Here is a 12,895-nt window from a genome sequence, read left to right on the forward strand (position 1 = left end):
CTTGCTGGTGAAGCGGTTTGTTTCGCCGGGATGATGAGGCCAGTCAGCGCAAGGGAGACGGCACGTGTCAGACGTAAACAGTTTCGGCTCGAAGAGCACTCTCACCGTCGGTGAGAAGACGTACGAGGTCTACCGCATCGACGCGGTACCGGGCTTCGACAAGCTGCCCTTCAGCCTCAAGGTCCTGCTCGAGAACCTGCTTCGCACCGAAGACGGCGCGAACGTGACCGAGTCGCAGATCAAGGCCCTCGGGTCGTGGGTGCCCGAGTCCGAGCCCGACACCGAGATCCAGTTCACGCCGGCCCGCGTGGTCATGCAGGACTTCACCGGCGTGCCGTGCATCGTCGACCTCGCCACCATGCGCGAGGCGATGGCCGACCTCGGCGGCGACCCCACCAAGATCAACCCGCTCTCGCCCGCCGAGCTGGTCATCGACCACTCGGTCATCGCCGACCTGTTCGGCTCCGAGAACGCCCTCGAGCGCAACGTCGAGCTCGAGTACGAGCGCAACGGCGAGCGGTACCAGTTCTTGCGCTGGGGCCAGACCGCGTTCGAGGACTTCAAGGTCGTGCCGCCCGGAACGGGCATCGTGCACCAGGTCAACATCGAGTACCTGGCGCAAGTGACCTACACGCGCACAGTCGACGGCGTGCTGCACGCCTACCCCGACACCCTCGTCGGCACCGACTCGCACACCACGATGGTCAACGGCCTGGGCGTGCTCGGCTGGGGCGTCGGCGGCATCGAGGCCGAGGCCGCGATGCTCGGCCAGCCCGTGTCGATGCTGATCCCCAAGGTCGTCGGATTCAAGCTGTCCGGCGTGATCCCGACCGGGGTCACCGCGACCGACGTCGTGCTCACGATCACCCAGATGCTGCGCAAGCACGGCGTCGTCGGCAAGTTCGTCGAGTTCTACGGCGAGGGCGTCGGCGCGGTGCCGCTGGCCAACCGCGCCACCATCGGCAACATGAGCCCCGAGTTCGGCTCGACCGCCGCCATGTTCCCTATCGACGACGTGACCCTCGACTACCTGCGCCTCACCGGCCGCAGCGACGAGCAGGTCGCCCTCGTCGAGGCGTACGCGAAGACGCAGAGCCTCTGGCACGACCCGTCTGTCGAGCCGAGCTACAGCGAGTACCTCGAGCTCGACCTCGCCACTGTCGTCCCGTCGATCGCCGGGCCGAAGCGCCCTCAGGACAGGATCGAGCTCTCGCAGGCCAAGAGCCAGTTCGAGGTCGACCTCGGCAACTACGCCGACGCCGAGGAGCACTCGGGCGTCGACGAGGCCGTCGAGGCGACGTTCCCGGCGTCCGATCCTGTCGGTCTCACCGCCCAAGACGAGACCTCGGCTCACGAGCACTCCCAAACCCACGCCGCCTCGGCAACGCCGTCGCACGCGTCGAAGCCGTCGCCGGTCACCCTGTCTGACGGCTCGGAGTTCACGCTCGACCACGGCGCCGTCGCCATCGCGGCGATCACGAGCTGCACGAACACGTCCAACCCCTCGGTCATGCTGGCCGCCGGCCTCCTGGCCCGCAACGCCAGCCAGAAGGGCCTCAAGGCCAAGCCGTGGGTCAAGACCACGCTCGCTCCCGGCTCGAAGGTCGTCACCGACTACTACGAGAAGGCCGGGCTCACCGCCTACCTCGAAGACCTGGGCTTCTACACGGTCGGCTACGGCTGCACCACCTGCATCGGCAACTCCGGACCGCTGCTCGACGAGATCTCGACCGCGGTGCAAGACAACGACCTCGCCGTCACGGCCGTCCTCTCGGGCAACCGCAACTTCGAGGGCCGCATCAACCCCGACGTCAAGATGAACTACCTGGCCTCTCCGCCGCTGGTCATCGCCTACGCCCTCGCCGGCTCGATGAACTTCGACTTCGAGACCGATGCACTGGGAGTCGACGAGTCGGGCGCCGACGTCTACCTCCGCGACATCTGGCCCGAGGCCTCCGAGGTGCAGAAGACGATCGACGAGTCGATCGACACCGGCATGTTCACGCACGAGTACGCCGGCGTCTTCGACGGCGACGAGCGCTGGCGCGGACTCCCGACCCCCGAGGGCTCGACCTTCGAGTGGAGCGACGAGTCGACCTACGTGCGCAAGCCCCCGTACTTCGAGGGCATGACGATCGAGACGACCCCGGTCACCGACATCTCGGGCGCCCGCGTGCTCGCCAAGCTCGGCGACTCGGTCACCACCGACCACATCAGCCCCGCCTCGACCATCAAGGTCGACAGCCCGGCCGGCCGCTACCTCGCCGAGCACGGGGTCGAGCGCAAGGACTTCAACAGCTACGGCTCGCGCCGAGGCAACCACGAGGTCATGATCCGCGGAACGTTCGCGAACATCCGCCTGCGCAACCAGCTCCTCGACGGCGTCGAGGGCGGCTACACGCGCGACTTCACGAAGCCCGACGCCCCGCAGTCGTTCATCTACGACGCCAGCGCCAACTACCAGGCCGAGGGCACCCCGCTCGTCGTCCTGGCCGGCAAGGAGTACGGCTCCGGCTCGTCGCGCGACTGGGCGGCCAAGGGCACCTCGCTGCTCGGGGTCAAGGCGGTCATCACGGAGAGCTTCGAGCGCATCCACCGCTCCAACCTCATCGGCATGGGCGTCGTCCCGCTGCAGTTCCCCGCGGGCGAGACCTGGGACTCCCTCGGCCTCGACGGCACCGAGTCGATCAGCATCGCCGGGCTCACCGAGCTGAACGACGGCACGACGCCGAAGACGGTCCACGTGACCGCCGAGCCGACGGAGCACTCGCCTGCGGGCAAGCAAACCGTCGAGTTCGACGCCGTCGTCCGCATCGACACCCCCGGTGAGGCCGACTACTACCGCAACGGCGGGATCCTCCAGTACGTCCTGCGTTCTCTGGTGTAGTCCTCTCGAGCGATCGCCCTGCACCCCTCGTATCGGGGTGCGGGGCGTTCGTCCTTTAACAGGCCTCGACGCCTAAACTTCAGACGTGGCCGACGTACCCGGGTCACGGAAAGCGAGCACCATGAGCCTTCTCGAGACCATCCACGGTCCCCGCGATCTCGACGGACTCAGCCACGAGCAGATGCTCACCCTGGCTGCCGAGATCAGGAAGTTCCTCGTGACCGAGGTCTCGAAGACGGGCGGCCACCTCGGCCCGAACCTCGGAGTGGTCGAGCTGACCCTCGCCCTCCACCGCGTCTTCGACTCACCGAAAGACGCGATCGTCTTCGACACCGGCCACCAGTCGTACGTCCACAAGCTCGTCACCGGTCGACAGGACTTCTCGAACCTGCGCCTCAAGGGCGGCCTCGCCGGCTATCCGCAGCGCAGCGAGTCCGTGCACGACATCGTCGAGTCGTCGCATGCGTCGTCGTCGCTCTCCTGGGCCGACGGACTCTCGCGCGGTTTCACCCTCACCGGCCACGGCGACCGCCACGTCGTCGCGGTCGTCGGCGACGGCGCCCTGACCGGCGGCATGACGTGGGAGGCCCTGAACAACATCAGCGACGACAACACGCGTCGCCTGATCATCGTCGTCAACGACAACGGGCGCTCGTACGCGCCGACCATCGGCGGCATGGCGCGGTTCCTGAACTCGGTGCGCACGGCTCAGGCCTACCGCGACATGCACGTCACGTCGCGTGCCGCCTTCGACCACCTGGGCTCGCCGGCCCGCGCGTTCTACCGCGGCGTCCGCGGAGGCCTCCACGGCTTCCTGAGCCGCTTCACGAACAACGAGGCGCTCTACTCGAACCTCGACATCAAGTACATCGGGCCGGTCGATGGGCACGACCAGGCCGCGATGGAGGAGGCGCTCGAGCAGGCCAAGAACTACGGCGCCCCGGTCATCGTGCACGCGATCACGCAGAAGGGCCGCGGCTTCGAGCCGGCCCTTCAAGACGCCGCCGACCAGTTCCACGCCGTGGGCCACATCGACCCCGAGACCGGCGAGGCGCTCGACCCGTCGAGCGCGCCCGGCTGGACCAGCACCTTCGCCGACGAGATCGTCTCGATCGCAGATCACGATCGCAGGATCGTGGGCATTACCGCCGCCATGCTCCGCCCCGTCGGCCTGCACCGCATGGCGGAGAAGTACCCCCAGCGCGTGCTCGACGTGGGCATCGCCGAGCAGCACGCCGTCGCCTCGGCGGCCGGCCTCGCCTACGGCGGCCTGCACCCCGTCGTGGCGCTCTACGCCACCTTCATCAACCGCGCCTTCGACCAGGTGCTGATGGACGTCGGTCTGCACAAGGCCGGCGTCACGTTCGTGCTCGACCGCTCCGGGGTCACCGGCCCCGACGGACCGAGCCACCACGGCATCTGGGACCTGGCGATCCTCCAGGTCGTCCCCGGCATCCGCATCGCCGCACCCCGCGACGCCACCCGCCTCCGGGAGGAGCTGAGGGAGGCCGTGACTGTCGACGACGGACCCACGGTGGTGCGGTTCCCGAAGGGCGAGGTGGGCACGGACATCCCGGCGCTCGAACGGCTCCACGACGGCGTCGAGGTGCTGGCCCGCGGCGACCGGCCCGACGTGCTCATCATGGCGGTGGGTCCGATGGCGCGACTCGGCCTCGACGTCGCCGAGCGGTTGGCCGATCAGGGCATCGGGGCGACCGTCGTCGACCCGCGGTGGGTCGTGCCCGTTCCTGCGTCGATCATCGAGCTCGCCGCCGAGCACCGTCTGGTCGTGACGATCGAAGACGGCGTGCGCGTCGGCGGCATCGGCACGAGGGTGCGGCAAGACCTGCGGGCTGCCGACGTCGACACCGCCGTGACCGAGCTCGGCCTCCCCGACGAGTTCATCGACCATGCCTCGCGCTCCGAGATCTTCGCGGCCGCCGGGCTCACGGCTCAGGCCGTCGCGCGCGACGTGACCGCTATGGTCCTCGGCTCGAAGCTGCCCGTGGCCCGGCGCGAGGGCGAGCCGGCGAGCCGCACGCGCGAGTAGGCGGTAGGCCTGCTCGTCTGCCGCGCCTGACTCCTGACAGGGCAGAACCCTCCCGGTCGGCCTCTCCGACAGTCCGCGGACTGTCGGAGAGGCCGAACAGGAGGGTCCGGCGGGCGGCTAGGCGACGCCGACGATCGCCGGCTCGTGGAACCTGCGGCCGCGTACGCGATCGGATGCCCCGACCCGGTCGAGGTACGGCGTCACACCGCCCATCTGGAACGGCCAGCCCGCGCCGAGGATCAGGCAGAGGTCGACGTCCTCCGCCGCCGCGACGACACCGTCGTCGAGCATGCGGCCGATCTCGTCGGCGAGGCCGTCCTCGATGCGCTGCTGCAGCTCGGCCTGCGTCATCGCCGTGCCGGAGCCGCCCACGATCTCGACCGCGCGCCTGTCGAACCCGGTCCGGTTGCCCTTGGCGTCTCGCGAGAAGATGTGACCGTAGTCGGCGAGCCGGTGCAGCGCCTCGCTCTCGAAGAACCGATCGGGGAACGCGGCGTGGTGCGTGTCGAGCACGTGGGCGCCGACGGTGAGTCCGACGAGCTCGAGCAGCTCGAACGGCGTCATGGGAAGGCCGAACGGCGCCGTGGCCCGGTCGACGACCTCGAACGGGGTGCCTGTCTCGACCGCGTGCATCGCCTCGCCGAGCAGCTTCGCGAGCACGCGGTTGACGACGAACCCGGGGGCGTCGGCCGTGATGACGGCGCTCTTGCCCAGCGTCTTCGCCACGACCATGGCGGTCGCGAGGGTCTCGTCGTCGGTCGCTTCGGTGTTCACCACCTCGACCAGCGGCATCACGGCCACCGGGTTGAAGAAGTGGAACCCCACGAGGCGCGACGGGTTCGAGAGAACCGAGCCGATGGCCGTCACCGAGAGCGACGACGTGTTGGTGGCCAGCACGCACTCCTCGCCGACGACCTTCTCGACGCGCGAGAAGACATCCTGCTTGACGCCGAGCTCTTCGAAGACGGCCTCGATCACCCAGTCGCAGTCGGCGAAGTCGGCCAGGTCGGTGGTGCCTGAGATGAGCGCCTTCAGCCGGTTCGACTCGTCGGGCGAGACGCGGCCCTTCGCCTGCATCTCGTCGATCGAGGCGCGGATGCCGTCGACGCCGCGGGTGACGCGCTCCTGGTCGATGTCGGTGATGACCACCGGCACTTTCAGCTTGCGGACGAACAGCAGGGCGAACTGCGAGGCCATGAGGCCCGCGCCGACGATGCCGACCTTGGTGATCTTCCGGGCGAGGTCGGGCGACGGCGCGCCGGCCGGGCGCTTGGCCCGCTTCTGCACGAGGTCGAAGGCGTAGATGGACGCCCGGAACTGGTCGCCCGACACGAGGTCGGCGAGAGCTTCGTCCTCCGCCCGGAACCCCTCTTCGCGCGTCGCATTCTTGGCCCCGGCGAGCAGCTCGAGAGCGGCGTACGGCGACTTGGCGACCGTGCCGATGCGCTTCTCGAGCGTCTTGCGGGCGATGCCGATCGCGGCGTCCCATTTGAGGGCGCGCTCCACCTTGCCGGGAGCGTGCGGGCGCTTCACCGTGATGCGACCGCTCACGACGCCGTCGGCCCAGGCGATGCTGTCCTCGAGGAAGGAGGCCGATCCGAACATCGCGTCGGCGATCCCGAGCTCGTAGGCCTCCGCGGCCTTCAACGTGCGATTGTTCTTCAGCGGGTTCGAGACGATCACGTTCAGCGCGTTCTCGATGCCGATGAGGTTCGGCAGCAGCCAGGCCCCGCCCCAGCCCGGGATGATCCCCAGGAACACCTCGGGGAACGCGAGGGCCGGAGCGGTCGAGTCGACGGTGCGGTAGTCGGCGTTGAGGGCGATCTCCAGGCCGCCGCCGAGGGCGAGGCCGTTGATGAAGACGAACGTGGGCACGCCCGCGTCGTGCAGCTTGCCCAGCGCCTCGTGGCCGAGCTGCGCCATCTGGCGGCCGGCCTCGCGCGACGGGATCTGGCCGACCTTCGACAGGTCGGCGCCGGCCGCGAGGAAGTACGGCTTGCCCGTGACCGCGATGGCCTGGATCTCGCCGGCCGCCGCTCGCTCGCGGAGGCGGTCGAGCGTGGCCGAGAGCTCGACGAGCGTGACCGGGCCGAGCGTCGGCGGGCGACGGTGGTCGCGGTCGTTGTCGAGGGTCACCAGGGCGAGGGTCCCGCCCGAGGGAAGGCGCACGTCGTTCACGTACGAGTGAGTCACCACCTCGTCCTGCGACATCTCGAGCAGCTGTGCGGTGTCGACGCTCATTTCGTTCCCTTCCGGCCGTCGAAGTGCGGGTTCTCCCAGATGACGCTGCCGCCCTGGCCGAGGCCGACGCACATGGCGGTCAGACCGTAGCGGACCTCGGGGTGCAGCTTGAACTGACGGGCGAGCTGGATCATCAGGCGCACGCCCGACGAGGCCAGCGGGTGCCCGACGGCGATCGCGCCGCCCCACGGGTTCACCCGCGGGTCGTCGTCGTCGATGCCGAAGTGGTCGAGGAGCGACAGCACCTGCACGGCGAACGCCTCGTTGAGCTCGAAGAGGCCGATGTCGTCGATGGAGAGGCCGGCCTTGCGGAGGGCCTTCTCGGTGGACGGGACGGGGCCGATGCCCATGATCTCGGGCTCGACGCCCGCGAAGGCGAAGCTGACCAGGCGCATCTTGGGTGCAAGCCCGGCGCGCACTGCGGCGTCTTCGGACGCGATCAGCGAGACCGTGGCTCCATCGTTCAGGCCGGAGGAGTTGCCCGCTGTGACGCGGCCGTGCGGGCGGAACGGCGTACGGAGCGCGGCGAGACCCTCCATCGTCGTCTCGGGGCGCGGCGCTTCATCGCGGTCGGCGAGCCCCCAGCCCTCGGCGGTGCGGATCGCGACCGAGACCAGGTCGGGCTGGATGTGCTCGTCGACGTAGGCGGCCGCGAGCTTCTGCTGCGACCGGAGTGCGTAGTGGTCGGAGCGCTCCTTGGTGAGGCTCGGGAACCGGTCGTGGATGCGCTCGGCCGTGTTGCCCATGTTGAGGGCCTCGCCGCTAACGAGGCGCTCGGCCACGAACCGCGGATTCGGGTCGGCGTCGAACCCCATCGGGTGCCGGCCCATGTGCTCGACGCCGCCGGCGAGGGCGAAGTCATAGGCGCCGAACGCGATCGCACCGGCGACGGAGGTGACGCTGGTCATGGCGCCGGCGCACATGCGGTCGATGGCGTAGCCGGGCACGCTGCGGGGGAGTCCGGCCAGCAGAGCCGTCGTCCGGCCCAGGGTGAGACCCTGGTCGCCGGTCTGCGTCGTCGCGGCGATGGCCACGTCGTCGATGTCGGCGGGATCGAGCCCGGGATTGCGACACAGCAGCCCCTTCATCGCCTTGACGACGAGGTCGTCCGCTCGCGTCTGCCAGTACATGCCCTTGTCGCCTGCGCGCCCGAACGGGGTGCGGACCCCGTCGACGAAGACGACTTCTGTTCTCTCGGCCACATTGCCTCCTGAGTTCGATCTCTCTGGATCTTAGGAGCGACACCTGTGGGCTGGGCATCCTTTGCGGGTTGCTACGAAGCCGCTGGGCCGCCGTCCGCGAGCGATTGGTGAGCCTCGACAAACGCCTGAGTGATGGTCGGGGCGGTGGCCGAGATCTGCCACTCGCGAGCCCCCGCCTGGCGGAGGGCCTCCGAGATGTGGGCGACATCAACGACAGCCGGGGCGTCCCACGCGACACGGCGCAGGTGGTCGGGAGTCAGCAGGTTCTCGACCGGGATCGACATGGCGTCCGACATGTGCTGCATCCGCGGGCGCGCCGCCTTGTAGCGGGCGTCGGCCTCGGGCGCGCGATCGGCCCAGGAGCGGGGCGGGGGCAGCGTGTCGGTGCTCGGTCCGCGCAGCGACGGCAGGTCGGAGCTGGCGCGGCCGCGCTCGAGCGCGTCCCACCAGCGGGCGAGCTCGGAGCGGCTGGCACGCCCGACGAACGACTTCAGGGCACCGAGCTCGCGCTTCGTCGCGGGGTTCTCCCGGACGGCGGCGATGATCGACGAGTCGGGAAGCAGGCGGCCCGGCGCGGTGTCGACCTCGCGGGCGTACTCGTCGCGGGCCTCCCAGAGATCGCGCACGAGGCCGAGGGCGCGCTGGCCGCGGAGGGTCGAGAGACCCGTCGTACGGCGCCACGGCTCTTGCCGCGGCGGCTTCGCCTCGCGCTCGAGCGTCGCCTGGAACTCCTCCTCGGCGATCTCGACCTTCTCCTGCTCGTCGAGCACGGCGTACATGGCGTCGCGGAGATCGACGAGCAGCTCGACATCGAGCGCGGCGTAGACGAGCCAGCTCTGCGGCAGCGGCCGGGTCGACCAGTCGGCCGCCGAGTGCTCCTTGGCGAGGTGGATTCCGAGAAGCTCCTCGACGACAGCACCCAGGCCGACGCGCGCGAAACCGGCCAGACGCGCGCCGAGCTCGGTGTCGAAGATGCGGGTCGGGTCCATCCCGACCTCGCGGAGGCACGCCAGATCCTGGCTCGCGGCGTGGAAGATCCACTCCTCGTCGCGGATCGCCTCGCCCAGCTCGCTCATCGTGCCGAGAGCCGGCGGGTCGAAGAGGAAGACACCCGAGCCGCGGCGGAACACCTGGATCAGGTACGCGCGCTGCGAGTAGCGGTAGCCCGAAGCCCGCTCGGCGTCGACCGAGATCGGACCGGTGCCGGCGGCGATGGCGTCGACGGCCGCGAGGTAGGCCTCGCGGGTGTCGATGACGTCGACGAAGGCGTGGTCGTCGTCGGCGGAGCGGACGGCGGCGGCCAGGGTCTCGGCGGCCGACGACGACGCCCCGGCCACGACCTCGGCGGCCTCGGGAGTGGTGGGTGCGGTCGAGTCGGCGGCGCTGCTACTGGTCACGCCCGACCCTTCGTGAGGCGAGCAGGGTGACTCCTTCGGACGTCGGCGGGAGGCCGGCGAGGGTGCAGATGAGATCGGCCCAGGCGGCGACATGCGGCGCGAGGCCGTCGTCGCCGGGCGACCAGGAGGCTCGGAGCTCGAGCAGCGCGCCGTCGCCCTGAGGGGCGAGCTCGCCGTAGCCGCTCGAGAGGATCTTCGTGGCGGTACCCGAGGCCGACGAGTAGGCGGCGCCACTGGCGTCGAGCGAGTCGATCAGCCAGCTCCATGCGACGTCGGCCACGAACGGGTCGAGCCCGATCTCGGTCTCGAGCGGGGCCTGCGCGAACGAGACGACCCGCCACGTTCCGCCCCAGGGCTCCGGCTCTTCGTCGTCGTACAGCACGATGAACCGGCCGGTGCCGAGCTCCGGGTCGGCGACGCCGCGGACGCCGACGACGTCGGCGGCCAGCGCGAACGCGTGGGGCGCAAGGCCCTGCGGCGCGGGGATCTCGGTGACGACCAGGTCGTCGCGCGACTCGAGCGCTCGGATGGCCTCGACGGCCGTGCGGAAAGGCACGGGTCCGCTGAGAATCGGAGCACCTGAGGGAGTATCGGACACGTAGGAAGACTAGGCTCGCAAGCGAACCCGCGGCCAGAGGCACGCCGATGCGGTGCCCGATGGCGTGACCGACCAAGGGACCCTCATGACGCCTGACGTCCACCACTCCGAAGCCCTCCGCCGCGCCCCGAAGCCCGTCGCCCGCCTGGTCGGCACCATCGCCGCCATCTCGGCCGGAGGCGCCGCCGTCGCCGCCGTCGCGGGCTTCGCGGGCCTCGCCTACGCGGTCGCCCGCTTCGTCGTCACCCCGGCGAAGTCGCACCACGAGCGGCTCCGCGTCGTCGCCGTCGACCGCGGGTCGGCGACGGTCTCGCTCGAGTCGACACCCGACACCCGGCTTCCGGGCCGCTACGGCTTCCACTTCGACGACGGCCGCGGCTACGCCCGCCTCGGCGACGTCATCAGCGACGACGGCCGCATCGTGGTGCGCCATATCGAGGCCGTCGACGAGGGAGACCTGTCGAAGGCGCGCCGCGGCGGATTCCTCGGCTGGTACTACCGTCGGCCGGCCGACCTCGGCCTGCCCTTCACCGACGTCGAGATCGCCACGCCGATCGGGCCCGCCCCGGCCTGGCTGGTGCCGCCCGTCGACGCCGACCCGACGCACGACGAGATGTCCGACCGGTGGGCGGTCGTCGTGCACGGGCGCGGCGTGGTGAGGGCGGAGACGCTGCGCGGAGTTCCTGCGTTCCGAGAAGAGGGCTACGCCACGCTCGTCGTCTCGTACCGCAACGACGGCGAGGCACCGCATTCCGACGACCACCGGTACGGCCTCGGACTCACCGAGTGGGCCGATGTCGAGGCCGCGGTCGACTACGCCGTCGAGCACGGGGCGACGAGCGTCGTGCTGATGGGCTGGTCGATGGGCGGCGCTCTGGTGCTGCAGACCGCGCTCCGCTCGAAGCACCGCGGCCTGATCGACGGCCTGGTGCTGGAGTCGCCGGTCGTCGACTGGCGCACGGTGCTCACCTACCAGGGCGACCACCTGCACCTGCCGCGGTCGGTGCAGCGGGCCGTCTTCAGGATTCTCGGCGGCGCCCGCCTGTCGACGATCACCGGCCAGTCGACGCCCATCGACTTCGACGCCCTCGACCTCGTGCTCGGCGCGACGAAGCTGACCGCGCCGATCCTGCTGCTGCACAGCGACGACGACGGCTTCGTCCCGTCGACCGCGAGCCGGGCGCTGGCCGAAGCCCGACCCGACCTCGTCGACATCGAGAGCTACTCCGTCGCCCGGCACACCAAGCTGTGGAACGTCGACCCCGAGCGCTTCGACCAGCGGATCAGAGGCTGGCTGCGGGCTCTCCCGGCGCGGAGTTCGGCAGCACCTTCCAGCGGGCGTACAGCGACGAGAGGTCGTCGATCAGCAGCTGATCGAGGCTGAGCGCCGACGCGTCGAAGCGCTCCGTCCCGAACACCGGCAGGCCGCTGCCGATGACGATGGGCGAGGTCGAGAGGCAGAGCTCGTCGACGAGCGAATCGTGCAGGAACTGCCCGGCCAGCGACGGGCCGCCCTCGCAGACGAGCGACCTGAGCCCGACGCCCCGGAGCGCCTCGACGATGTCGGCCGTCGCAAGACGGCCGGCGACATCCGGGCACACCAGCACGGTCGCCAGCTCTCGCAGCGGACGCCCGAGCGATTCGTGCACGCGATCGAGAGCCGCAGCGGGGCAGATCACGACGACGCGATCGGCGCGCTCGGGGGCGATGCGGTGGCCGCTGAGGTCTCCTGAGCTCGTGACCACGACGAGCTTGGCGGTGAGGGGCACCCGGTAGCCCTCGGCGCGGACGCTGGCCGCGCCGACGACGACCGCGTCGGCGACGTCGCGGATCGCCCGCAGGATCGAGCGGTCGGCCGGGTTGGAGAGCGAGTCGCTCGTGCCGTCGACGCCGGCCGCGTCACCCGAGACCGCCGCGATCAGGTTGATCCGCAGCCACGTGTCGGCCGGCGGGCGGTACCACTCCTTCAAGATCTCCTGCGTCTCGTCGCAGCCGACCTCGAGGCTCGTGGGCACGTCGGGGCCGGCCTCGCGCGACCGGTGCAGGAGCCGGAGGATCACTGGGCCGCGGCCCGCTCGCGGATCTGCCGCTTGGCCCGGCCGAGCAGCGCGGTCATGCCGCGGATGCGCAGAGGGCTCACCGCCTCGACGAGGCCGATCGTCTGCGGATAGTCGTCGGGCACCGCGAGGGCCTCCTCGACCGTGAGCCCATCGAGGCCCTGGGCGATGATCGAGGCGAATCCGCGGGTGGTCGGCGACTCGCGCGGAGCCGTCGCGTGCAGGCGCACGCGGCCCCCCTCCACCTCGGTGAAGATGAACACCGGCGACTGGCACTCGACGACCTGCTCGAGAAGGTCGGGATGGTCGGCGTAGCGCTGCGGGAGCTCGGGCAGCTCGTTCGAGAACTCGAGCAGCAGCTGCAGGCGGTCTTTCACACCCAGGTCGAGGAAGTCGCGCTGGATCTCGGCCAGCGCCTCGGGCAGAGCCGCCCCGGGTTCCGCGTCGCTCACCGCGTCAGCCT

Annotated in this window: 9 protein-coding genes; 3 read left to right on the forward strand and 6 right to left on the reverse strand. The window is 70.3% G+C overall.

Going from position 1 to position 12,895, the window contains the following annotated elements:
- The first annotated feature begins 64 nt into the window (after window positions 1–64).
- Both AC07TY_RS02850 and dxs read left to right on the forward strand, forming a co-directional pair.
- On the forward strand, window positions 65–2,887 hold the full coding sequence (locus AC07TY_RS02850) for an aconitate hydratase (protein WP_494784277.1): 2,823 nt from the start codon (window positions 65–67) through the stop codon (window positions 2,885–2,887).
- A 121-nt stretch (window positions 2,888–3,008) separates the two neighbouring features.
- Window positions 3,009–4,937 (forward strand): 1-deoxy-D-xylulose-5-phosphate synthase, encoded by a 1,929-nt coding sequence (dxs, locus tag AC07TY_RS02855; protein ID WP_488626312.1) that lies wholly within the window; start codon window positions 3,009–3,011, stop codon window positions 4,935–4,937.
- Between the two features lie 117 nt (window positions 4,938–5,054).
- Here dxs and AC07TY_RS02860 read toward each other — a convergent pair whose 3' ends face one another.
- The 4 genes from AC07TY_RS02860 to AC07TY_RS02875 form a co-directional block, all read right to left on the reverse strand.
- Window positions 5,055–7,178 carry a 3-hydroxyacyl-CoA dehydrogenase NAD-binding domain-containing protein gene (locus AC07TY_RS02860; RefSeq protein WP_494784278.1) on the reverse strand — a complete coding sequence of 708 codons (2,124 nt, stop codon included), beginning with the start codon at window positions 7,176–7,178 and terminating at the stop codon, window positions 5,055–5,057.
- The gene (locus AC07TY_RS02865) at window positions 7,175–8,380 is read right to left on the reverse strand and encodes a thiolase family protein (RefSeq protein WP_494784279.1); all 1,206 of its coding nucleotides are present in this window, start codon (window positions 8,378–8,380) and stop codon (window positions 7,175–7,177) included. The genes AC07TY_RS02860 and AC07TY_RS02865 overlap by 4 nt, the downstream gene beginning before the upstream one ends.
- A 71-nt stretch (window positions 8,381–8,451) precedes the next feature.
- Complete coding sequence (locus tag AC07TY_RS02870) at window positions 8,452–9,777, reverse strand: HRDC domain-containing protein (RefSeq protein ID WP_494784280.1); 1,326 nt, start codon at window positions 9,775–9,777, stop codon at window positions 8,452–8,454.
- Window positions 9,767–10,333: a DUF3000 domain-containing protein gene (locus tag AC07TY_RS02875; protein ID WP_233579763.1), complete on the reverse strand. Its 567-nt coding sequence runs from the start codon at window positions 10,331–10,333 to the stop codon at window positions 9,767–9,769. Before AC07TY_RS02875 ends, AC07TY_RS02870 begins: the two co-directional genes overlap by 11 nt.
- A 127-nt stretch (window positions 10,334–10,460) precedes the next feature.
- On the opposite strand from AC07TY_RS02875, the gene AC07TY_RS02880 reads away from it, so the two are divergent.
- On the forward strand, window positions 10,461–11,759 hold the full coding sequence (locus AC07TY_RS02880) for an alpha/beta hydrolase family protein (protein WP_494784281.1): 1,299 nt from the start codon (window positions 10,461–10,463) through the stop codon (window positions 11,757–11,759).
- Here AC07TY_RS02880 and AC07TY_RS02885 read toward each other — a convergent pair.
- Together AC07TY_RS02885 and AC07TY_RS02890 are read right to left on the reverse strand one after the other, a co-directional pair.
- Window positions 11,659–12,435: a dihydrofolate reductase family protein gene (locus tag AC07TY_RS02885; protein ID WP_494784282.1), complete on the reverse strand. Its 777-nt coding sequence runs from the start codon at window positions 12,433–12,435 to the stop codon at window positions 11,659–11,661. The two genes, AC07TY_RS02880 and AC07TY_RS02885, sit on opposite strands and share 101 nt — an antisense overlap.
- Window positions 12,432–12,884 (reverse strand): SufE family protein, encoded by a 453-nt coding sequence (locus AC07TY_RS02890; protein WP_233579762.1) that lies wholly within the window; start codon window positions 12,882–12,884, stop codon window positions 12,432–12,434. The genes AC07TY_RS02885 and AC07TY_RS02890 overlap by 4 nt, the downstream gene beginning before the upstream one ends.
- Between the last annotated feature and the right edge of the window lie 11 nt (window positions 12,885–12,895).

Source organism: Frondihabitans sp. GW821-FHT04F02 (assembly GCF_059420045.1).

Excerpts from the sequence above, each read along its gene's own strand:
- dxs (WP_488626312.1), top strand. The coding sequence starts at position 3,009 with ATGAGCCTTCTCGAGACCATCCACGGTCCCCGCGATCTCGACGGACTC.
- AC07TY_RS02880 (WP_494784281.1), top strand. The coding sequence starts at position 10,461 with ATGACGCCTGACGTCCACCACTCCGAAGCCCTCCGCCGCGCCCCGAAG.
- AC07TY_RS02860 (WP_494784278.1), bottom strand. The coding sequence starts at position 7,178 with ATGAGCGTCGACACCGCACAGCTGCTCGAGATGTCGCAGGACGAGGTG.